24 protein-coding genes are annotated in these 21115 nt (G+C 62.2%); 8 read left to right on the top strand and 16 right to left on the bottom strand.

The window, feature by feature from the left end:
- Nucleotides 1-3 precede the first annotated feature (3 nt).
- Genes ACWBU6_RS09940 through ACWBU6_RS09930 form a run of 3 tightly spaced genes read left to right on the top strand, consistent with a single transcriptional unit; the run spans nucleotide 4 to nucleotide 2422 of the window.
- Nucleotides 4-1038: a sensor histidine kinase gene (locus tag ACWBU6_RS09940; protein ID WP_452648635.1), complete on the top strand. Its 1035-nt coding sequence runs from the start codon at nucleotides 4-6 to the stop codon at nucleotides 1036-1038.
- On the top strand, nucleotides 1035-1724 hold the full coding sequence (locus ACWBU6_RS09935; RefSeq protein ID WP_452648634.1) for a LytR/AlgR family response regulator transcription factor: 690 nt from the start codon (nucleotides 1035-1037) through the stop codon (nucleotides 1722-1724). Before ACWBU6_RS09940 ends, ACWBU6_RS09935 begins: the two co-directional genes overlap by 4 nt.
- The gene (locus tag ACWBU6_RS09930; protein WP_452648633.1) at nucleotides 1721-2422 is read left to right on the top strand and encodes a LytR/AlgR family response regulator transcription factor; all 702 of its coding nucleotides are present in this window, start codon (nucleotides 1721-1723) and stop codon (nucleotides 2420-2422) included. Before ACWBU6_RS09935 ends, ACWBU6_RS09930 begins: the two co-directional genes overlap by 4 nt.
- Nucleotides 2423-2476: 54 nt before the next feature.
- Here the strand turns inward: ACWBU6_RS09930 and ACWBU6_RS09925 are convergent, their stop codons facing one another.
- From ACWBU6_RS09925 to clpS, 3 genes are all read right to left on the bottom strand, one after another.
- Nucleotides 2477-3280, bottom strand: a complete 804-nt coding sequence (locus ACWBU6_RS09925; RefSeq protein WP_452648632.1) for a nidogen-like domain-containing protein — start codon at nucleotides 3278-3280, stop codon at nucleotides 2477-2479.
- A gap of 120 nt (nucleotides 3281-3400) precedes the next feature.
- Nucleotides 3401-5701: an ATP-dependent Clp protease ATP-binding subunit ClpA gene (gene clpA, locus ACWBU6_RS09920; RefSeq protein WP_452648631.1), complete on the bottom strand. Its 2301-nt coding sequence runs from the start codon at nucleotides 5699-5701 to the stop codon at nucleotides 3401-3403.
- Nucleotides 5698-6000: an ATP-dependent Clp protease adapter ClpS gene (clpS, locus tag ACWBU6_RS09915; protein WP_055937573.1), complete on the bottom strand. Its 303-nt coding sequence runs from the start codon at nucleotides 5998-6000 to the stop codon at nucleotides 5698-5700. The genes clpA and clpS overlap by 4 nt, the downstream gene beginning before the upstream one ends.
- 325 nt (nucleotides 6001-6325) lie before the next feature.
- On the opposite strand from clpS, the gene cspE reads away from it, so the two are divergent.
- The gene (gene cspE, locus ACWBU6_RS09910) at nucleotides 6326-6529 is read left to right on the top strand and encodes a transcription antiterminator/RNA stability regulator CspE (protein ID WP_130314874.1); all 204 of its coding nucleotides are present in this window, start codon (nucleotides 6326-6328) and stop codon (nucleotides 6527-6529) included.
- An 83-nt stretch (nucleotides 6530-6612) separates the two neighbouring features.
- Nucleotides 6613-7113: a GNAT family N-acetyltransferase gene (locus tag ACWBU6_RS09905; RefSeq protein ID WP_452648630.1), complete on the top strand. Its 501-nt coding sequence runs from the start codon at nucleotides 6613-6615 to the stop codon at nucleotides 7111-7113.
- Here the strand turns inward: ACWBU6_RS09905 and ACWBU6_RS09900 are convergent.
- On the bottom strand, nucleotides 7110-7646 hold the full coding sequence (locus ACWBU6_RS09900; RefSeq protein WP_452648629.1) for a hypothetical protein: 537 nt from the start codon (nucleotides 7644-7646) through the stop codon (nucleotides 7110-7112). The genes ACWBU6_RS09905 and ACWBU6_RS09900 overlap by 4 nt on opposite strands.
- Nucleotides 7647-7835: 189 nt before the next feature.
- The gene (icd, locus tag ACWBU6_RS09895) at nucleotides 7836-9089 is read right to left on the bottom strand and encodes an NADP-dependent isocitrate dehydrogenase (RefSeq protein WP_452648628.1); all 1254 of its coding nucleotides are present in this window, start codon (nucleotides 9087-9089) and stop codon (nucleotides 7836-7838) included.
- A 116-nt stretch (nucleotides 9090-9205) separates the two neighbouring features.
- Between icd and ACWBU6_RS09890 the strand changes: the two genes are divergently transcribed.
- Nucleotides 9206-9769 (top strand): pseudouridine synthase, encoded by a 564-nt coding sequence (locus ACWBU6_RS09890; protein ID WP_452648627.1) that lies wholly within the window; start codon nucleotides 9206-9208, stop codon nucleotides 9767-9769.
- Nucleotides 9770-9849: 80 nt separating this feature from the next.
- On the top strand, nucleotides 9850-10113 hold the full coding sequence (locus ACWBU6_RS09885) for a hypothetical protein (RefSeq protein ID WP_452648626.1): 264 nt from the start codon (nucleotides 9850-9852) through the stop codon (nucleotides 10111-10113).
- Between the two features lie 88 nt (nucleotides 10114-10201).
- Here ACWBU6_RS09885 and rpsT read toward each other — a convergent pair whose 3' ends face one another.
- A complete protein-coding gene (gene rpsT / locus ACWBU6_RS09880) occupies nucleotides 10202-10468 on the bottom strand; it encodes a 30S ribosomal protein S20 (RefSeq protein ID WP_055937377.1) in 267 nt (88 codons plus the stop codon).
- A gap of 172 nt (nucleotides 10469-10640) precedes the next feature.
- On the opposite strand from rpsT, the gene murJ reads away from it, so the two are divergent.
- Nucleotides 10641-12191 (top strand): murein biosynthesis integral membrane protein MurJ, encoded by a 1551-nt coding sequence (gene murJ / locus ACWBU6_RS09875; protein WP_452648625.1) that lies wholly within the window; start codon nucleotides 10641-10643, stop codon nucleotides 12189-12191.
- A gap of 13 nt (nucleotides 12192-12204) precedes the next feature.
- Here murJ and ACWBU6_RS09870 read toward each other — a convergent pair whose 3' ends face one another.
- Genes ACWBU6_RS09870 through ACWBU6_RS09825 form a run of 10 tightly spaced genes read right to left on the bottom strand, consistent with a single transcriptional unit; the run spans nucleotide 12205 to nucleotide 21109 of the window.
- A complete protein-coding gene (locus ACWBU6_RS09870; RefSeq protein WP_452648624.1) occupies nucleotides 12205-13026 on the bottom strand; it encodes a type II secretion system protein in 822 nt (273 codons plus the stop codon).
- A complete protein-coding gene (locus tag ACWBU6_RS09865; RefSeq protein ID WP_057260214.1) occupies nucleotides 12992-13366 on the bottom strand; it encodes a type II secretion system protein in 375 nt (124 codons plus the stop codon). The genes ACWBU6_RS09870 and ACWBU6_RS09865 overlap by 35 nt, the downstream gene beginning before the upstream one ends.
- A complete protein-coding gene (locus ACWBU6_RS09860) occupies nucleotides 13360-13830 on the bottom strand; it encodes a type II secretion system protein (RefSeq protein WP_452648623.1) in 471 nt (156 codons plus the stop codon). The genes ACWBU6_RS09865 and ACWBU6_RS09860 overlap by 7 nt, the downstream gene beginning before the upstream one ends.
- 2 nt (nucleotides 13831-13832) lie before the next feature.
- Nucleotides 13833-15863 carry a secretin N-terminal domain-containing protein gene (locus ACWBU6_RS09855; RefSeq protein ID WP_452648622.1) on the bottom strand — a complete coding sequence of 677 codons (2031 nt, stop codon included), beginning with the start codon at nucleotides 15861-15863 and terminating at the stop codon, nucleotides 13833-13835.
- Nucleotides 15860-16411 carry a hypothetical protein gene (locus tag ACWBU6_RS09850; protein WP_452648621.1) on the bottom strand — a complete coding sequence of 184 codons (552 nt, stop codon included), beginning with the start codon at nucleotides 16409-16411 and terminating at the stop codon, nucleotides 15860-15862. Before ACWBU6_RS09850 ends, ACWBU6_RS09855 begins: the two co-directional genes overlap by 4 nt.
- Nucleotides 16408-16938, bottom strand: a complete 531-nt coding sequence (locus tag ACWBU6_RS09845) for a hypothetical protein (RefSeq protein WP_452648620.1) — start codon at nucleotides 16936-16938, stop codon at nucleotides 16408-16410. Before ACWBU6_RS09845 ends, ACWBU6_RS09850 begins: the two co-directional genes overlap by 4 nt.
- Nucleotides 16935-17480 (bottom strand): hypothetical protein, encoded by a 546-nt coding sequence (locus ACWBU6_RS09840; protein ID WP_452648619.1) that lies wholly within the window; start codon nucleotides 17478-17480, stop codon nucleotides 16935-16937. Before ACWBU6_RS09840 ends, ACWBU6_RS09845 begins: the two co-directional genes overlap by 4 nt.
- Complete coding sequence (locus tag ACWBU6_RS09835; RefSeq protein WP_452648618.1) at nucleotides 17477-18256, bottom strand: hypothetical protein; 780 nt, start codon at nucleotides 18254-18256, stop codon at nucleotides 17477-17479. Before ACWBU6_RS09835 ends, ACWBU6_RS09840 begins: the two co-directional genes overlap by 4 nt.
- Nucleotides 18249-19934 (bottom strand): GspE/PulE family protein, encoded by a 1686-nt coding sequence (locus ACWBU6_RS09830; protein ID WP_452648617.1) that lies wholly within the window; start codon nucleotides 19932-19934, stop codon nucleotides 18249-18251. The genes ACWBU6_RS09835 and ACWBU6_RS09830 overlap by 8 nt, the downstream gene beginning before the upstream one ends.
- Complete coding sequence (locus ACWBU6_RS09825; protein ID WP_452648616.1) at nucleotides 19931-21109, bottom strand: type II secretion system F family protein; 1179 nt, start codon at nucleotides 21107-21109, stop codon at nucleotides 19931-19933. The genes ACWBU6_RS09830 and ACWBU6_RS09825 overlap by 4 nt, the downstream gene beginning before the upstream one ends.
- Nucleotides 21110-21115 lie beyond the last annotated feature (6 nt).

The following is a 21115-nucleotide window of genomic DNA, read 5'->3' as shown; positions in this document are numbered from 1 at the left end:
GACATGAAACGATCCCAAAAACCACTGCTAGCCAGAATCAACTGGTACTGGACCCTCCAAGGACTCGGCTGGGGTGCGGTCACCGCCTTCGTGCTGCTGGTCAATGGACCATTCCTGGAAAAACCAGGCGCAGTCCTGACCTGCATCCTGGATGGCGTCAGCGGAGTGCTGCTGACCGACTTGTGGCACCGCTACATGAAGCTGCGCGACTGGAGTTCCCGCCGGGCGGACTGGCGCCAGCTCGCCGTGGCCTTCTTCATCCTCGGCCCTTTGCAACTGGCGTGTGTCACCATCATCGCGCGTACCCTGGTCGGCGTCGCCGACGGCGGCAGCTGGTTGCCGATGCTGTTCCTGTTCTGGTCCGGCGTCATGATGGCCTGGCAGGTTTCCTACATGGCCGCCACCGCCCTGCGCCGCGCCAACCGCTTTGAGTCCGAAGCGTTGCGTCTCGACGTGCTGGCCAAGGAAGCCGAACTGAAAGCCCTGCAAGCGCAGGTCAACCCCCACTTCTTCTTCAATAGCCTGAACAGCGTACGCGCGCTGATTTTCGAGAACCAGCAATCGGCCGCGCAAATGATCGACCAGCTTGCGACGCTGATGCGCTATACGCTCGCGTCCAGCTATGCCGATACGGTACCGCTGAAAGAGGAGATGGAAGCCGTGCAGTCATATCTGGCCATCGAAAAGATCCGCTTCGAGGAGCGCTTGAGCGTAAGTATCGATATCGCCGGCGGCATGGATACGGTGGCGATCCCGCCCATGTCGGTGCAGACCCTGGTGGAAAACGCGGTCAAGTACGGCGTCGAGCAATCCAGCGTGGGAACCGAAATCCGCATCAGCGCCAGCCATTCCAACGGCCACGCCTCGATCGTAGTGGCCAACCGCGGCGCGCTGGCCAGACTCGGGAATTCGACGCGCGTCGGCCTGAGCAACGCCCGCAAACGGCTGCTCCACGCAAAGGGAGGCAACGCCAGCCTGGATCTGGTGGAACGAGACGGCTGGGTGCGAGCCACCCTTACTTTCCCCTTGTCGTTATGATGCGCGTGCTGCTGGTCGACGATGAACGGCTGGCCCGCAAGGAGCTGCGCCGCCTGCTGGCCGGCCATCCGCAAATTGAAATTGTCGGAGAAGCGACCGATGTTGCCGACGGCATCGCGCAAGCCGTTGCATTGCAGCCGGACCTGATCCTGCTGAATGTACAGATGCCGGGCGGCAGCGGCTTCGAACTGCTTGATGTGCTGGACGACGTACCGGAAATCATATTTGTAACCGGCCATGGCCCCTGCCTGGCCGATTATCTGCTCAAGCCGGTCCACCCGCAACGCCTGGCTGCGGCGCTGGAACGCGCTGCCGTCCGTGCCGGCATGGGCAGGAAGCCGCGCAAGCTGTTCATCCGCGATGGCGAACGCTGCTGGTTTGTGCGCCTGACCGACATCCGCTTGTTCGAATCCGAAGGACAGCAAACGCGCGCCTATTTTGACGGCGCTGCTCCCTTGATAGCCCGCCCCCTGCAGCAGCTGGAGAAAATGCTCGACCCGCAGCAATTCCTGCGTGCCAGCAGCCGCCATATCGTCAACCTGGCCGATGTGGAGCGCATCGTGCAAACTGCGGGCGGTTCCCTGGCGCTGAACGTGGCAGGGATGGCGGTGGAAGTCCTGTGCGGAGATACCGGAATCGATGTATGCTCGCGGCGACCAATTCATCCAGAGAGCCGAACACCATGATGCGCGTACTGATTGTCGACGACGAACGCCTGGCGCGCGCCGAACTGCGGCGCATGCTGGCGTCCCACGCCGGCGTCACCATTATCGGCGAGGCCGCCAATGCCGCCGAAGCCGCGCTGCAGATCGCGGCAGTAGAGCCCGACCTGCTCCTGCTTGACGTGCAAATGCCGGGCGGCAGCGGCTTCGACCTGCTGGCCACACTGGACGATGCTCCGGAGGTGATTTTCACCACCGCGTTCGACCAGTACGCGCTGCAAGCCTTCGAAGCCAGTGCGCTCGACTACCTGATGAAGCCCATCGATCCCCTGCGCCTGGCCGCAGCACTGGAACGGGCAGCGGCGCGGCTTGGGCTGGCGCCAATGCCCAGCGCTGCTCCGCGCAAACTGTTCATCCGCGATGGGGAACGCTGCTGGTTCGTGCGGCTGGAGGATATCCGCCTGTTCGAGTCCGAAGGCAATTACACCCGGCTCTACTTCGACGGCGGCACGCCGCTACTGGCACGCTCCCTGCTGCAACTGGAGCAGCGCCTGGACCCGCAACAATTCTTCCGCGCCAACCGCCGCCACATCGTCAACCTTGCCGCTGTCAAAGGCATCGAAAACGGCGAAGGCGGCGCCATGGCCTTGCGCATCGACGATATGACGGTGGAAGTGTCGCGCCGCCGGGTGACCGCACTCAAGCAGATGCAGGAGTTCTGACCGGATAAAAAAAACCCGCTCGGCGAGCGGGTTTTCCGACGTGCTGCGCTGCGCTCAGGCCTTGCGGCGGCGCCCGAAAGCCAGTGCGATGGCGCCAATGCCCACCAGCGGCAAGGAGCCAGGCAGCGGCACTTCGGCCGGATCGCTCACAGGCGCCAAACCGTATGCAGCTACGCCATTGCGCACATTGAAGGCATAGCGGCCATCCAGTCCGACATTGCTGCCTTTGATCAGGGCGTGCTTGCCTGAATCCAGCATCTCCTTCGCAGCACCCGAGCCTTTGAACTCGAAATCCGCAGCCGTCCCATCGATATGGAAGCCGGCACGCGCCTTGGACGTCATATTGGACTCGTCCCATTTGATCGAGCCGTAGTTGAAGTAGAAGTCGAAGTTGTTGGCACCGGTATCCGAACGGTCCACCAGCACCAGCTGGAAGGTGTTTTTCTTGTCGTTTTTGCGCGGGTAATAGCCAACATTGGACCAAGTCACCGCGAAGGCGTTATGGCCGTCGAACATGGTGTTGCCATAGCCGACGGAACCGCCGCCGTTAGTGGTATCGACGTCACCGAAGAACGGCGCCAGGAACGATGCGGCGTAGGAATTCTTATCGAACGAGGCTGGCGCGTAAGTGCCCATGCCAGCGCCGAAAGACACATTGCCGTTCGTGTTGATAAACAGGCTGTTGTAGACGGAGCCATTCAGGCCCAGCTTCATGTCTTTGGCAAGCTTGACCTTGGTGGAGCCGTCATCGGAAGCGGCAAGCTTGGTCTGGGTGAAACCGGACAGGATCGGGGACGCGTGGGCAGTGGCGCTAAATGCCAGGGTGGCAGCGAGCAAGAGCTTGGTCAGTTGGTTCACAATCTTCCTTTTTCGGCAATGACAACTGCAATTATACCAATTCCATTGATTTATAGTAAAGAAAGATAACAAAAAAAAACCCGCTCGGACCTGAGCGGGTTTTCCGGGCGGCGCGGCCGCTTATTCGACTTCGACGGTTTCTGGCGGCGGAGTTGGCGCCGCATCCGGTTCCGGGAACTCCAGCTTGATCGCTTCGGCCTCGTCCAGGTCGACGATGACGCGGCCGCCGGACACCAGCCGGCCGAACAGCAGCTCGTCGGCCAGCGCCTTGCGGATCATGTCCTGGATCAGGCGCGACATCGGGCGCGCGCCCATCAAAGGATCGAAGCCTTTCTTCGCCAGGAACTTGCGCAGCTTCTCGCTGAAGATCGCTTCCACCTTCTTCTCGTGCAGTTGCTCTTCCAGCTGCATCAGGAACTTGTCCACCACGCGCAGGATGATTTCCTCGTCCAGCGCACGGAAGCTGATGGTCGCGTCCAGGCGGTTGCGGAACTCCGGCGTGAACATGCGCTTGATGTCCGCCATCTCGTCGCCCGCTTCCTTGCTGTCGGTGAAACCGATGGAACGCTTCTGCAGGCTTTCCGCGCCCGCATTGGTGGTCATGATGATGATCACGTTGCGGAAGTCGGCTTTGCGGCCGTTGTTGTCGGTCAGCGTGCCGTGGTCCATCACCTGCAGCAGGATATTGAAGATATCCGGATGCGCCTTCTCGATCTCGTCCAGCAGCAGCACGGCGTGCGGCTTCTTGGTGATCGCCTCGGTCAGCAGGCCGCCCTGGTCGTAACCCACGTAGCCCGGCGGCGCGCCGATCAGGCGGCTCACCGCATGGCGTTCCATGTATTCGGACATGTCGAAGCGGATCAGCTCAATGCCCAGGATGAAGGCGAGCTGCTTGGCCACCTCGGTCTTGCCGACCCCGGTCGGACCGGAGAACAGGAAGGAACCAATAGGCTTGTCCTGCTTGCCCAGACCGGCGCGCGACATCTTGATCGCGGAAGCCAGCGCTTCGATCGCCGGGTCCTGGCCGAACACCACGTTGCGCAGGTCGCGGTCGATGGTCTGCAGCTTGCTGCGGTCGTCCTGGTTGACGGTCTGCGGCGGGATGCGCGCGATCTTGGAGATGATCTCCTCGATCTCGGTCTTACCGATGGTTTTCTTCTGCTTCGACTTCGGCAGGATGCGCTGGGCGGCGCCCGCCTCGTCGATCACGTCGATCGCCTTGTCCGGCAGGTGGCGGTCGTTGATGAAGCGCGCAGCCAGTTCGGCCGCGGTCGACAGCGCAGACGACGAATACTTCACGCCATGGTGTTCCTCGAATCGCGACTTCAGGCCGCGCAGGATCTGCACGGTCTGCTCCACGGTAGGTTCGTTGACGTCGACCTTCTGGAAGCGGCGGCTCAGCGCATGGTCTTTCTCGAACACGCCACGGAATTCCGTGAAGGTGGTCGCGCCGATGCATTTGAGCTGGCCGTTGGCCAGGGCCGGTTTCAGCAGGTTGGACGCGTCCAGGGTACCGCCCGACGCCGAGCCGGCGCCGATGATGGTATGGATCTCGTCGATGAACAGGATGCCGTTCGGGTTATCTTTCAGCTGCTTCAGCACCGCCTTCAGGCGCTGCTCGAAGTCGCCGCGGTATTTGGTGCCGGCCAGCAGCGCACCCATGTCCAGCGAGTAGACCACGGCATTCGACAGCACTTCCGGCACATCGCCCTGGGTGATGCGGTAAGCCAGGCCTTCCGCGATGGCGGTCTTGCCCACGCCGGCTTCGCCCACCAGCAGCGGGTTGTTCTTGCGGCGGCGGCACAGCACCTGGATCACGCGATCCACTTCGTCCTCGCGGCCGATCAGCGGGTCGATCTTGCCCTCGGCAGCGGACTTGTTCAGGTTCTGGGTGAACTGGTCCAGCGGCGATTCCTTGGCCTGGCCTTCCGGCACGGTGCCCTCTTCCACGCCCTCGGATGCCTTGCCGGAATCCATTTGCTGGTCCTTACGCACACCGTGCGAGATGAAGTTGACCACGTCCAGGCGGGTTACGCCCTGCTGGTGCAGGTAATAAACAGCGTGCGAGTCTTTTTCACCGAAGATGGCCACCAGCACATTGGCGCCGGTCACTTCCTTCTTGCCGTTGGAAGCCGACTGCACGTGCATGATCGCGCGCTGGATCACGCGCTGGAAGCCCAGGGTTGGCTGGGTATCCACTTCGCCGGTGCCAGGCACGGTAGGCGTGTTATCGCCGATGAAGTTCGTCAGCGTTTTGCGCAGGTCCTCAATATTCACTGCGCAGGCGCGCAGCACCTCGGCTGCCGATGGATTGTCGAGCAGCGCCAGCAGCAAGTGCTCCACGGTGATGAACTCGTGTCGCGCCTGCCGCGCTTCGACAAACGCCATATGCAAACTTACTTCCAATTCCTGCGCAATCATACTTCCTCCATCACACATTGCAGGGGATGACCCGCCTTGCGTGCATGCGTTAAAACAAACTCCACTTTGGTTGAAGCTATATCTTTAGAGAAAACGCCGCACACGCCTTTGCCGTAGCGATGGACACTCAGCATAATTTGTGTGGCCGTTTCCCGGTCCTTATTGAAATACTCCTGGATGATGGCGACCACAAACTCCATCGGAGTGTAGTCGTCGTTCAGCAGCGCCACCTGGTACATAGGTGGCGGCTTTATCGCCTGCCTTTCCAGGACGGTTTCGGTGTCATGCTTGGTTGCCATACGCTTATATTCTAATGCTTTCAGACTAGTTGCAACGCCCATTTAAGAGGGGCATTTCCACCAGTACTCATCTTACGCGTTTTCGCCGATTGCCGCAGATGGCGGTCAGCTTGGTCAAAATCAAGGGCTCTAAAAAAAGCTGTTGCAAAAAGCTCACCATGTGCTAGTGAAAGCGCTTGACATTAAAAATTGTTCCGCCAACAATGCGATATCGACTTTGTGCAGATCTGTACATGTTGGTAAGAAGTGAGTTGTCGAGGAGGGGGCAGGAAGCTTCTTGCTTTTATGGCTCGTGTGATTCGTTTTTATTGAAAGTTTTTTTAAAATGGCAACTGGTACCGTTAAGTGGTTCAATGACTCCAAAGGTTTTGGCTTCATCACTCCTGATGATGGCGGTGAGGATTTGTTCGCACACTTCTCCGCGATTAACATGAACGGCTTCAAGACCCTGAAAGAAGGTCAAAAAGTGCAGTTCGAAGTTACTCAGGGCCCTAAAGGCAAGCAAGCTTCCAACATCCAGACCAACTAATCCCTGGCCTCGGACAACGAAAAGCCCCGCCCCGCGGGGTTTTTTTTCGCCCCGCCGCCAGTCAGGACTATGCCGATTTCGTCATGCAAATTCGCACTCTCAGCCTAGCTGACGCCCCTGCCCTGCTTGCCTTCGAGCTTGCAAACCGCGACTGGTTCGAATCCCAGGTCAATGCGCGAGCGCCAGACTTTTACAATCTGGCCGGCGTAGCGGCGCATATCGACGACTACCTGGTTCGCTATTCATCCGGCAGCATGCATCCCTGCCTGCTGGTCGAAGATGGGGACATTATCGGCCGCTGCAACCTGAAAAGCATCGACCGCATTGGCGGGCGGGCCGAGGTGGGCTATCGCATCGCAGCCTCCGCGATCGGCCGCGGCCTGGCTGGCGCCGCGCTGTCGCATTTGATGGACCTGGCTTACGGCCGCTGGGAGCTCACAGGACTCGACGCCCACGTCACCATTGCCAACGCCGCATCCGCGCGAGTACTGGAACGCGCCGGCTTCACCCTGGCCGGGCCCTCTTCTATCGTCGCCCGCGTTGCGGAGCGCCAGCTAGCTTGCCTGCACTATCGTCACAATTAGAAGAGCCGGCTCGCCAGGTTAGCGATCAGTATCGCGATACCTACCGTCATGCCGACCATCCAGCGACTAAAAGCATCCTGCCTCCGCGACAATTCCATCAGACGGATCTCTTGCCGCCTTTCCGAATCGGCTAATTGCGCTTGCAACTGGCACGTCAACGCCTTCATATTGTCGTCTTGTCGCTGAGCGGCCGCGGCAAAACGTTCAGCAGTCCTTCGCTCAGATTCCGCAAAGCACTCGGCAGCCCTTCGCTCGGATTCCGCAAAGCACTCGGCAGTCCTGCGCGCGGACTCCGCAAAGCACTCGGCAGTCCTGCGCTCGGATTCGGCAAACCGTTCCGCTGACCTTAAGTCGGCCTCGGCAAAACGGGCGGCAATATCGGAGCGAACCAGGGTAAAGCCACTATCCATGTGCTGACGTAACAAGGCCAATTCGCAATTGAGAATATCCACCTTTTTCTCCAACTGGTGAAATCGCGCTTCGTTATCATCTTCAGGCGCACCCGGTTGATCGTCAAGCAAGCTCTGCGACATGATCGTCTCCTTGCGTGGACATAAACGACTTATTGTCCGCTCGCCGTCGCCTGCACATTTTGAGCTAACTCAGAAGCGGGGAACGTCCTGACGCTTCGCGCAGAAGCCTGCCGCGAGACCGAATCTCCGAGCAAAATAAAAACCCCGCCACCTTGCGGATGGCGGGGTTTGTTTAGAAGCGAGCCTGGCTTACATGTGTTCGATCATGACATCGCCGAAGCCGGAGCACGAAACCTGGGTCGCGCCTTCCATCAGGCGGGCGAAGTCGTAAGTGACTTTCTTGGAGGTGATGGCCTTCTCCATGGAGGAGATGATCAGGTCAGCCGCCTCGGTCCAGCCCATATGGCGCAGCATCATTTCAGCCGACAGGATCAGCGAACCCGGGTTCACATAGTCCTTGCCTGCGTATTTAGGCGCGGTGCCGTGGGTCGCTTCGAACATGGCCACGGAGTCGGACAGGTTGGCGCCAGGAGCGATACCGATGCCGCCTACTTGCGCCGCCAGCGCGTCGGAGATGTAGTCGCCATTCAGGTTCAGGGTGGCGATCACGGAGTACTCCGCCGGACGCAGCAGGATCTGTTGCAGGAACGCGTCGGCGATGGAATCCTTGACGGTGATTTCGCGGCCGGTCTTAGGATTCTTGAACTTGCACCATGGGCCGCCGTCGATCAGTTCAGCACCGAATTCCTTTTGCGCCAGCGCGTAGGCCCAGTCACGGAAGCCACCTTCGGTGTACTTCATGATGTTGCCTTTGTGGACGATGGTCACGGATGGCTTGTCGTTGTCGATCGCGTATTGGATCGCCTTGCGCACCAGGCGCTCGGTGCCTTCGATCGACACAGGCTTGATGCCGATGCCCGAAGTTTCAGGGAAGCGGATCTTCTTCACGCCCATTTCCTTGGTCAGGAAATCGATGATCTTCCTGGCGCCTTCGGTGCCTTGCTGGTACTCGATGCCGGCGTAGATGTCTTCCGAGTTTTCGCGGAAGATCACCATATCGGTCTTCTCAGGCTCGCGTACTGGCGAAGGCACGCCTTTGAAGTAGCGCACCGGACGCAGGCAGACATACAGGTCCAGCTCCTGGCGCAGTGCCACGTTCAGGGAACGGATGCCGCCGCCCACCGGGGTGGTCAGCGGGCCCTTGATCGACACAACATAATCCTTCAATACCTTCAAGGTCTCTTCCGGCAGCCACACGTCCGGGCCGTACACCTTGGTCGACTTCTCGCCGGCGAAGATTTCCATCCAGCTGATCTTGCGCTTGCCGCTGTAGGACTTGGCTACCGCAGCGTCGACCACCTTGATCATCACTGGGGTGATGTCTACGCCGGTGCCATCGCCTTCCAGGTATGGAATGATCGGCGTGTCAGGCACGTTCAGGGAAAAATCGGCATTTACGGTGATTTTCTGGCCGTCGGCAGGTACTTTGATATGTTGGTACATCGTGTTCTCCGAAGAAGGGTTTTTTGCAGTCTTCTATAAGACATAAGACACTGGCGTTCCACATTATGCACCAGTATTTTACTGGGCGCCATGCTTTTACGAATACAATCCAGCCTATGTCCCTGATACTTTTTAATAAACCTTTCCAGGTATTGTGCCAGTTTTCCCCCTCTGGCGATAAGCAGACGCTGGCCGACTACATCAAGATCGCGCACGTCTACCCCGCCGGCCGCCTCGACTACGATAGCGAGGGCCTGATGCTGATGACCGACGACGGCAAGCTGCAGCACAAGATCGCCCACCCCGACCGCAAGGAAGCCAAGACCTACCTGGTGCAGGTGGAAGGCATACCGGATGCCGGCGCCATGGCGCGCCTGCAGGCGCCGCTCGACCTGGGGGACTTCACCACCCTGCCCTGCCAGGCGGTACGCATCGCCGAACCGGGCTGGCTGTGGCCGCGCAACCCGCCGATTCGCCAGCGCGCCGGACAGCCCACCTCCTGGCTGGCGATCACACTACAGGAAGGCAAGAATCGCCAGGTGCGCCGCATGACCGCCGCCATCGGCCACCCCACACTGCGACTGGTGCGCTCAGCTATTGGCGGCATTTCCCTGGCCAGCCATCCGCTGATGCCGGGTGAGTGGATGGAAGTCTCGCCAGATGACCTTGGCACGCGCTAAATAAGTCAACCAGGCAAGTTCCGGCAGCGTTGATGAATCAGGTTCACCTGAACCTGCATCCACTATAAAAGGAGTTCGTCATGTCCAAGACTACTGTCGTGCTGCTTGCCTCCCTGCTCTCCGTTTCCGCCTACGCTGCCGATCACCACATGAAGGCTTCCGCTTCCGCCGCGGCCTCGGCCGCGTCCATGGCGTCGGCGCCATCCGCCGCATCGGCTGCTTCTGCCGCTTCCGCCGCATCGGCGGCCTCGATGCCGAAGAAGACCAAGAAAGCCGCCGCTTCCGCGCCGGCTGCCTCGGCCGCACCTGCCGCCAGCGCCATGCCGGCCGCTTCGATGAAGTAATTACAAAGCGAAAAACCCGCTATGGCGCAATGCCATGCGGGTTATTCCGGTACACCTGTTTGGCGGCTAATGCCGCCAGCACACGAACTTAGGCGGACAGTGCCTTCAGGGCAGCTGCCAGACGGCTCTTGTGACGAGCAGCCTTGTTCTTGTGGATGATTTTCTTGTCAGCGATCGAGTCGATGGTCGACACGGAAGCCTGGAAGATGGTGGTAGCAGCAGCTTTGTCGCCAGCCTGGATTGCCTTGCGAACAGCTTTGATAGCGGTACGCAGGGTCGAACGCTGAGCGGAGTTGTGCGCGTTTTGCTTAACTGCTTGACGAGCGCGTTTGCGCGCTTGTGCGGTATTTGCCATTTGAGAATCCTAATTCGTTGTCAAAGTTCGTTTGCAAACAATAGCGTTTGCCAAACCGGTGCGGTGTTTTCAGAGCCGGCTGAACGTCGCTGCCTGCCTTACTGAATTCTGTACAGCCTTAAATTATAACGGGGTTTTGCTGCCAGGGCAATTCAAAATATAATCGCCCCCCATGAACTTGCTCAAAACCCTCGCTGCTATTTCCAGCATGACAATGCTGTCCCGCATCACGGGACTCCTGCGCGACATCCTGTTTGCCCGCGCCTTCGGTGCCGGGGGATTGACCGACGCCTTCTACATTGCCTTCCGCATCCCCAACCTGCTGCGCCGGCTATTCGCCGAGGGCGCATTTTCACAGGCATTTGTGCCAATGTTGGCAGAATACAAAACCAAGCAGGGAGAAGAGGCCACCCGCACCCTGGTCGACCATGTAGCGACCGTGCTGGTCTGGGCCACCCTGCTAACCAGTGCAGTCGGTATTATAGGCGCTCCCCTGTTCGTCTACCTGATTGGTTCCGGCTTGAGCAAGGATCCCCAGTCCTTCGACGCGGCGGTCTGGATGACGCGCCTGATGTTCCCTTACATCGCCTGCATGTCCTTCGTCGCGCTCTCCAGCGGCGTGCTGAACACCTGGCGCCACTTCAAGATCCCGGCCTTCACGCCAGTCCTGCTCAATCTCTCCTTCATCGCTGCCGCCCTGTTCCTGGCGCCGCACCTGGAACAACCCGTGTATGCGATGGCAATTGCCGTCATGGTGGGTGGCATCCTGCAGGTCGTGATCCAGGTACCTTCCCTGGTGCAGATCGGCATGCTGCCGCGCCTGTCCTGGAACCCGCGCCATGGGCTGTCCGATCCGGGCGTGCGCCGCGTGCTGAAGAATATGGGCCCGGCGGTGTTTGCCGTCTCGGTGGCGCAGATCAGCCTGATGATCAACACCACCTACGCTTCCTGGCTGGAAGAGGGCAGCGTCTCCTGGCTGACTTTCGCCGACCGCCTGATGGAGTTTCCCAATGCCCTATTGGGCGTGGCGCTCGGCACCATCCTGCTGCCAAGCCTGTCCAAGGCCAGCCAGGAGCAGGACCTTACCGAGTATTCGGCCCTTCTGGACTGGGGCTTGCGCCTGACCTTCCTGCTTGCGGTGCCGGCTGCCATCGGTATCGCCGTGCTCTCGCTGCCGCTGATCGCGACCTTGTTCCACCACGGCGAGTTCTCGGATAAGGCAGCAATCATGTCGGCCCAGCCGCTGCTGGCCTATGCGGTGGGCCTGGTCGGCATCATCCTGGTCAAGACGCTGACGCCGGCGTTTTACGCGCGCCAGGATGTGCGCACGCCGGTACGCATCGGACTGTTTGTGCTGGTTGCCACCCAGCTCATGAACCTGGCCTTCGTTCCCGCCTTCAAGGTGGCCGGCCTGGCACTGTCGATCAGTGTAGCCGCCCTGCTCAACGCCGCCCTGCTGTTCCGCGGCCTGCGCCGGAAAGGTATCTACGCTCCGCAGTCTGGATGGCTGACGTTCTTCCTCAAGCTGTTGCTGGCGGTAGTGCTGATGGGCCTGGCAGGCTGGTTCGGCGCACAGCAATTCGACTGGCTGGGCATGCGCCAACATTCGATCCTGCGCGCCGGTGCGCTGTTCCTGGTAATCGGCGGCTGCGTGGCGATCTACTTCGGCACCTTGTTCGCGCTGGGCTTCCGCCTGCGCGACTTCAAGCGCCGCGCCAAGTAGGAACGCCGAGGCATCAGCGCCGCCGAGGCGGCGGTGGCGGCTCCTCGCGCGACTGGTCGCCGGACTGCTCCGGCTGCGAATCCTGCGGCGGCTCTTGCGGCTCTTGCGGCTCTTGTGGCTCCGGCGGTGGCTCCGGCGGCTCCTGCGGCGGCTCCTGCGGTTCAGCGGGCTGCGGCGGCTCCTGCGGCGTGCCCGCTTTGCTGCCGGACTGAGTGCCGGTCAATCCGCCAGGTGGCGTTCCGGTCATGCCGGTCATGGGGCTGCCGGGCTGCATGCCCGATCCCGGCTTGGCCGGTTGGCCCGGTTGCTGGCCGGGCTGCAGACCATCGGCGCCCTTCGCTCCCGCGATCTGCACGCCCTCGCCGCTGAACTTCCAGTCGGCCAGGCTGGTCTTGCCTTCAAATGCCACAAAGCGCGGCGGGAAATTGCCGATCTTGATCGGGGGCGCTGTGGACAGGCTGTAGATGGCCAGGATGCCGCCATTCTCATTGGCCTTTACCAGGCCCCATTCGGCCTTGCCCGTCATCGGATCGACATACACCCGGCGCAAATGGCGGCGCAACTGCGGAAAACGCGGGTCTTTCAGCAGTTCGGCAAAAGAATTCGGATAATTGGGCTGCCCTTGCGGCGTCGCTGCGGCGTAACTGGCCAGCGCATTGCTGTATTCCATGCCAATGTCAAGCAAGGCTTGCTCGGCGGCCGCGCGCTGGATGGTCGTGCCCAGGCGTAGCGACATCGCGCCCACCAGGCCAATAATCGCCACCAGGATCACTACGCTGACGTAGGTGAACCCTGACTGCTTACCACTCCGAATAGGGCTTGCCGCTGCGGTCATTGCCGGGCGCTCCGCTCTTGATGTCTGCCACGCCGCCTTTGCCGACATCGTCGGGCGGCACGATGGTCCAGCTATCGCTCTTTTCCGTGATCGGGTCGATCGGCAGCGCGCGCAGGTACTTCTTCTCGACCAGCTGCTCCAGGCTGTCCGGGAAGCGGCCGGTATCGCCGTAGTACTGGTCGATAATGGCACGCGTGCTGCGCAGGTTGTCGGCCAGGATGGTTTCCTTGGTCTTGTCCACGCTCGGGAAATAGCGCGGCACAGCCAGCGTCAGCAGCAAGGCGATGATGCCCAGCACTACCAGCAGTTCGATCAGCGTGAAGCCCTTCTTGTTCACCATTTCTTGTAAGGCACGCCGTTCAGGCCCACCTGCTCCGAAGTCGAATACACGTCAAAAACATCCTCGCCTTCGCGCGGGTCGTCGGCATCGCTGGCGTAGCTGCGCTTGCCCCAGCTTTGTCCGTTGCTGGCATTGGAGTCCGGGTTGAAGGGATCGCGCGGAATGCGGCGCAGGAAGTAGATCTTGGCACGCTTCGGGCTGCGCACGTCGACCACGCCCTCCACCAGCACTTCCAGCGTGCGCGGATAGCCATTGCCTGTGATGGTCTTGGCGATACGGCCTTCATCGTAGGCGCTCTTGTAGTCGTCCAGCGCTTTGCGGATATCATGCAAGGCGTGGCGCAATTCCTGCTCGTTGCGGCGCTGGACCACGGTCTGCCCGACCGGAATTGCCAGCGACGCGAGCAGGCCGAGGATGGCCAGCGTCACCAGCAGTTCGATCAGGGTGAATCCGCGCGCGCGCATGCTTACTCTTTGCGCTCCGTGCTGGCAGGCGGCTGCACGGTGTTTGCCGGCGCAGGTGCGGGCAGCGGCTTGGTCACGCTCGAAGCGGGACCTGGCTGCGTGCCCGACAGCGGCAGCTTCTGCGGCGCGGACAGCTCGCCGGCCGCAGCCGGCACGGCGCCGGGCGTCGGCACGGCGGTTGTAACGGCGCCGCCAGCAGCATCGGGGGTGCCCGCGGCCGGCGCGGCAGGAGCGCCGGCCGGACGGGCGCCCGGCAGCACGACAGGCTGGCGCGGCGTGACATCGGGCTTGCGGCGGAAGTTGGCCTCGGTGCCGGCCGAGAATTCTGCCGCCGTCACTTCAGGGCGTTGCAGGTTGCGCACCAGGTGCGGCGTAATCGACAGCACGATCTCGGTTTTCTGGTTGTCGTCGGTCTGGGCGCCAAACAGGCGCCCGAGGATCGGCAGGTCGCCCAGGCCCGGCACGCGGTTGCCCGTGCTGCGCTCTTCACTGTTGATCAGGCCCGCCAGCACCTGGTTCTCGCCGTCCTTCAGTTGCAGGAAGGTAGATGCCTGGCGCGTACCGATCTGGTAGGCAGTGGTGCCGGTGGCGGTCGTCACCCGGTCGATCAAGTTCGACACTTCCAGCGCAATGCGGATGCCCACTTCGTTGTTGAGGTAAATGATCGGCTCCGCATTCAGCGTCAGGCCGACGTCGACATAGCTCACCGACTCCGAGGCAAAGCCGCCCGTGCCCGGAGAAATGGTGGTGGTAATCACCGGCACCTTTTCGCCGATCACGACCTTGGCCTTTTCCTTGTTGCGCACGCGGATGCGCGGGCTGGCCAGCAGGTTGGTGTCGCCGTCGGTTTTCTTGATATTGATGGTCGTGCCGAGCTTCGATACGGCGATGTTGTCGCGGTTGATGAAATCGAGGTCGCGCAATGTCAGCTTCGAGTCGTCGCGGGCGCTGCCCAGGACCGTCAGGCCCACCGTGTTCGGCCACTCCACGCCCAGCTTCATCAGGCGGCTGCGCTTGATCTCCAGGATCTCCACGTCCAGCATCACTTCAGGCTCGGCCTGGTCTTGCGTGGCAATGATTTTTTCAGCCAGTTTCACCGCGTCGGCACTGTCGCGCAGGATCACCAGGTTGAGCTTTTCATCGGCCACTACGTCGCGCGTCTTCAGGATGGTTTTCAGTGTGTTGGCGACCGTCTTGGCTTCTGCATTGGACAGGTAGAAGGTGCGTACCACCGTTTCCTGGTACTCCTTCAGCTTGGCCGCCGTATTCGGGTAGATCAGGATGGTGTTGCTATCCATGACCTGCTGCTCCAGCTGGTTCGTCATCAGCAGGAAGTAGATCGCCGATTCCACCGTGCTGTTCTTTAGCATGATGGTGGTGCGGGCATCGCTCTTGACGTCCTTATCGAAGATGAAGTTCAGTCCCGAACGGCGCGAAATGATGTCGAACACCTGCTTTAGCGGCGCTTCCCGGAACTCGATCGTGATCGGCGTCTTGTAGGCCTTGGACAGGCCCGATTCGGCCGGCGGCTGCGGCATCTGTTCATTGACCTCGCGCATCAGGGCGCGTCCAGCCGCGTGATCCGGCTTCTCGGCCAGCACCGTGCCGACGCGGTTCCTGGCCGCTTCGAACTCCTTTTGCTCCAGCGATGCGCGGGCCTGCGCCAGCAGCTTGTCGTGACGCTCGGCCATTTCCAGCGCTCGCATGCCGCCGCGTGCGCGTTCGTTCTGCGGATTGAGCGCCAGCACGCGCTGGTAATCCTGCGCCGCGAGGCCGTACTTGCCGTCGCCAGCCAGTTGCTCGGCCTGTGCCAGCAATCGGGCAGTGGTGCGGTCGCGCGCATTGATGTAGGCGGAGCGGTAGACTGGATTGCCCGGATCGCGCTCGACCGCTTCCTGGTACTTCAGCAGGCCGGCTTCCACTTGGTCTTTCTCGACCAGGTTGCGGCCATCGCGGTAGGCCATTTCAGCCGCGCAGCCGGACAGCGCAAGCACCAGCACGGACAGCGACAGCGTTCTCAGACGTGGCTTCACTCAATTACTCCAATATTTAACTGCTGCACCTGGTTCATGGGCAGGTAGGTAATCGTCAGGGTTGGCGGGGCAATGGCATCCACACGGTACATGCCGTCGATCTGCATGCCTTTTTTCACTACAAAGGTTTGCTCGCCGCGGCCAAGATAGACTTCCCATGCGCCCTCGGCGGCCGCCTTGCCCAGGTACTGGAACGGCAGCGGCGGCGCCGTTGGCGGCGGTGGCGGCGGCGGTTTGAGCTCCGCTGCCGTCGGCTGGGGCGGTGGCGGATTCCAGTTCTGCCCGCCGAACACGCCATCCTTGCTCTTGAACGAGCCTTCGCCTACTGCGCCAATCAACTCTTCGCGCGGCACCAGACGCAAAATGGCGGCTTCGCCCGGCGCCGCAGCCGTCACCTTCTCTGCCGGCGGCGCGCTGGCGGCCTGTGCGCGCGCCGGCTTGCGCTCGACCGCCTGCGCCACCGTGTCGTCGGCAGTCTTGTCGCCGAACAGCACCAGCGCGGCGGCGCCAAGCAGCGCCACGCCCATCAGCATATGGCGCGGCTTCATGGCTTCTCCTTCAGGTGCAGCGTGAAACGCATACGGGCCTCGACTACCGGTTCGGTAATGGTTTCGCGGCGGAAGGCGATATCGTCCAGTGCAGCAAACGGAATTGCCGACAACGCCTGCATGCTGAACTGCCAGATGTTCTGGTAGGCGCCCTTCACCGGCAGCGTGACCTGGTAAGCAGCCACGCCGCTGGCTTTGTCCACGCTGAATTTGTAATCGCCCTGGTCCAGTGCCAGTCCGGTCTTGGCCGCGATGTCGAACAGCTGTTTGACCTGCTGCTCCGCATGCCGTTTTTCACCCAGCGAGGCATAGAAATGGGCCAGGTTCTCGTTGGCGCTTGGCGGCGGTGCTGCCTGCACCAGCTGCGGCGGGGCCGGTGGCAACGGCTCATATGCCTGCTGGCGCGCCTTGAGCGACCACGCCAGCGCCAGCGCACCGGCCAGCAGCAGGGCCAGCGCTACACAGCCGGCAACGCCAAGGCGCATCGCGGCCAGGCGCACCCGCAGCATCAGGGAGGCAACGTTCATCGCGCCCTCCATTGCACTTCTACCTGGAACCGCAGCGGACGGTTCGGGTCCTGGTCGTTGATTTCATGGCGCAGCAAGGCGGCGCCGGCAAAAAATTCCTGCGCCTTCAACTGTTCGATATAGCCAACCATGTCGTCGCTGTTCTTGGCCTCGGCCGTGATCTTCAGCGCTTGCTTGCGCGGGTCGGGATCGAGCGCCAGCAGCGCTACGGCAGGCGTGTTGGCAGCGGCAACGGCATCCTGCAAGTCGCGCCATGGCAGGTTCAGTTGCAGGATGGCGGCGTTGACGGCCAGGGCCTGCCCCTCCGGTATCACGGTTTCCGGCTTGCGCACCGGGGCGCGCACGGCGGCGGCCTGCTTGCGCTGCTGGGCGCGCAGGCTTTCTTCACGCTCCGCCTGGCGCTTTGCGGCCTCTACGCCGAAAGCAGCGCCTGCCAGCAGCAATCCTGCGCCCAGTACGCCCGCAACCACGGCAGCAGGATGCAGGCGATAGAGCGTGCTGCGCCAGCCCGCAGTGGCGAAGTCGATCCGCATTGGCCTCATGCTGCAACTCCCAAGGCTGCGGTGGCGATATGCTTGTCGCTGCCGGCCGGCTTTGCCAGCGCTGGCGGAACTTCGCCGCTCAGCTGGATCAGGGCGGGCGGCTGCATGCCAAGCAATAGCGCCTCGCGCTGCGCCGCCTGCGTCAGCCAGGAATGGTCGGCGCCGTGCGGAATGGCGACATGGCGCACGGCACGCAGCTTACCTTCTTCGCAAGCCGCCAGCGCCAGCACATTGTCCTGCGCGACACCGAACCAGGCATCGTTCTTCAGGGCGCCGGCATGGCGGTTCCAGGCAGCCACGAAATTCGGCACGATGCCGGTAACGGTCAGCCCATGCTTCGCGGCGGCGCTATCGATTGCGGCTTTCAGCAAGCGGGGAACCGCAGCAGCCATGAATGGAGCGGCCGCATTCCAGTCCGCGCTGATATGCCAGGCGGCGGGGGTTTCGCCGAACAGCGTGTGAAAGCGCAGCGCAGCAGCGCCCTCCAGGTCGGCCAGGCGGGCAGCTTGCACAGGCGGGGTCACTTGCCACAGGCGCACCAGTTCGTCGGACAGGACGAAGCTTGCAGCCCTGGCGCCGGCGTCCCTGCCCGCAAGCAGCGCGGCCAGTGCAGCGGGCAGGGCCTCGGCCACGCCGGCTGCGCCCGGGCCATTTGCAGCCAGCGCCTGCTCGGCCAACAGCTGCGGCGCCGCCGTTCCCCAGCGCTTTACACGCAAAAGGCGCAAGGCATGCGGCGTGACTTCTATGCGCAGCGATTGCGCGAAATGATTAAGCATGCAAGGTCACCCGCTTGATTTCTGCCAGTGTCGTGTCGCCTCGCCGCACGACTTCCAACGCCGCATGGCGCAAGCTGCGCGTGCCGTTGGCGTAGGCTGCGGCCTTGATCTGGCGGATCGGCCGCTTCTCCACGATCAGTTCGCGAATTTCGTCGTTCAGGGTCAGGATCTCCGCAATCGAACGGCGCCCCTTGTAGCCGGTACCGCGGCAATCCCCGCAGCCCTTGCCTTCCTTGAAGTTGTATTCGTAGACGTCGGCCTGCGACAGGCCCACGCTGGCCAGCTCCTCGTCCGACGGCTTTACCTGCACCGCGCAATGCGGGCAGTTGATGCGCACCAGGCGCTGCGCCCAGATCCCGTTCAGCGCAGATACGAATGCGTACGGGTCGATGCCCATGTGGGTGAAGCGCCCGAACACGTCGAACACGTTGTTGGCGTGGACGGTGGTCAGCACCAGGTGGCCGGTCAGCGCAGACTGCACGGCGATCTCCGCCGTTTCGCGGTCGCGGATCTCGCCCACCATGATCTTGTCCGGGTCGTGGCGCAGGATCGAGCGCAAGCCCTTGGCAAAGGTCAGGCCCTTCTTCTCGTTGACCGGGATCTGCAGGATGCCGGGCAGCTGGTACTCCACCGGGTCTTCGATGGTGATGATCTTTTCGCGGCCATTGTGGATTTCCGTCAGGGCCGCATACAGCGTGGTGGTCTTGCCCGAACCGGTCGGCCCGGTCACCAGCAGCATGCCGTAAGCCTCCTGCGCCAGCGAGCGCAGGGTCGACAGGGAAGATTCGTCAAAGCCCAGCGCCTCCAGCGTCAGCGAGCCATAGGACTCGATCATGGCGCGCTTGTCCAGGATACGGATCACCGCGTCTTCGCCGTGAATGGAGGGCATGATCGATACCCGCAAGTCGATCTCGCGCCCCATCGACTCCACGCGGAAACTGCCGTCCTGCGGCACGCGGCGCTCCGCGATATCGAGTTCGGCCAGCACCTTCAGGCGCGAAATGATCTGCTCGGCCACGTCGATGCCGTTGACGGCGGTGGCATGGTCCAGCACCCCGTCGACCCGGTACTTGACGGCCAGGCCGCCGGCAGTCGACTCCAGGTGGATATCGGATGCGCCGGCCTTGAGCGCATCGTACAGGGTCGAATTGACCAGCCGCACGGCCGGGCTGGCGCCTTCCGACACCGAGGCAAACGACAGCACGGCTGCCGTCTTGCCGTCGCGCCGCACGCCCTCGCCGCCGGAAACCAGGGTATCGACGGCACGCGCCGATTCTTCCTGTTTCGACAGGTAGGCCTGGATGTCGGCCTGCAGCGCCAGCCGCAATTGCAGCGGCGCCGAAGGGGAACGGCGCGCCTGCGTCGCCAGCCAGGTCTGCAAATCAAGGTCGAAGGGATCGGCAATCACGCCCACCGCCGCGCCATCATGGGAGCGCAGCAGAACGCAATGGCGCGCCATCGCCTGCGACAGCGGCAGCAGGTCAAAGGCCGGCTCGAAAGCCAGCATGTCCGCCGTTTCCAGCACGGCCAGGCCGAAAGGCTGGGCCAGCGCCCGCACCGCCATGCGCGGCTCGATGCCGGACAGCTCTTCCAGTTCCTCCACCAGGCTGCGTTTCGACAGCGCGCATTGCGCGCGCGCCTTGGCCAGCAGGTTTGCGTCAAGCACCGGCAGCGTCATGCCATTTCTCCGGCCAGGTCAAAAATCGGCATATACAATAGAACCACAATAGCTCCCACCACCAGGCCGATGCCGGCCATTAGCAGCGGTTCGAAAGTACGGGTAAAGCGGTCGATCCAGCGCCCGATTTCGCCGTCGTAGAAGGCCGCCGACTGTGTCAGCATCGCCCCCATTTCACCGGTGCGCTCGCCCACGCGCAGCATGCGCAGCGAAATCGGCGTGGTCAGTCCATTGGCTTCGAACGCCGACGACAGCGGCAAGCCCGCCTCGATCATGGCGCGCGCGCCCTGCAAGCCTTCTTTTACATTGGCCGACACCATGGCCTGCACGGTATCGACCGCATTCAGGATGGTGATGCCGCCCTCGCTCAGCATGCCCAGCGTCAGGTACAGGCGCGACAGCTCATATATCTTCACCCGCTCGCCGACGCCCGGCAAGCGCGCCAGCAGGCGCGCCAGGCCGCCGCTGCGCACCAGGTGGCGCACGCCGAACAGCGCGCCGCCGATCAGGGCGGCCAGGCCGGCCAGCAGCGGCATGGTATGCGCGGCAGCAAACTGGCCCCAGCTCAGCATCACCTGCGACATCCACGGCAGGTTGCGTCCCGCGCCCTGGTACACCTCGGCAAAGCGCGGCACCACGTAAGCGATCAGGAACAGCGACACGCCGCCGCCCACCAGCAGCAGGATGCAGGGATAGATGGCCGCGCTCACCAGCTTGGCGCGCACCAGGTCCACCCGCTGCTGGTAATCGATGAAACGTTCGAGTGAACGCGGCAGGTCGCTGGTGCCTTCGGCCGCCTTGACGATGCCGACATAGAGCGGCGGGAACAGCTGCGGCTGGTCCGCCAGCACCGTGGAAAAGCGCTGGCCCTCGCGCAGCCCGGCCAGCAGGCGTTCCAGCACGCCGCGCGTGGCGGGCGCCGTTTCCTTTTCCAGCAGCGCTTCCAGCGCCTCCACCACGCCCAGGCCGGCATTCAGCAGCGCCAGCAGCTCCTGGCTGAACAGCACGAGCGAGAGCGCCTTGGCTTTGCCGGCGCCGGCGCTGCGCGGCGTGATGGCGCTGACGAACAGGCCGCGCGCTTCCACCTGGCGGCGCGCGTCGGCCTCGTCGCGGCCATCGACCACCAACTGGCCGATCGCCATGTCAGGCGACAAAGTGCGTACGTCGAACTGCATTGCTCA

This window comes from Pseudoduganella sp. HUAS MS19 (assembly GCF_053615455.1).
The sequence above is the reverse complement of the archived record's forward strand: the minus strand, read 5'-3'. Positions and strand labels throughout refer to the sequence as shown.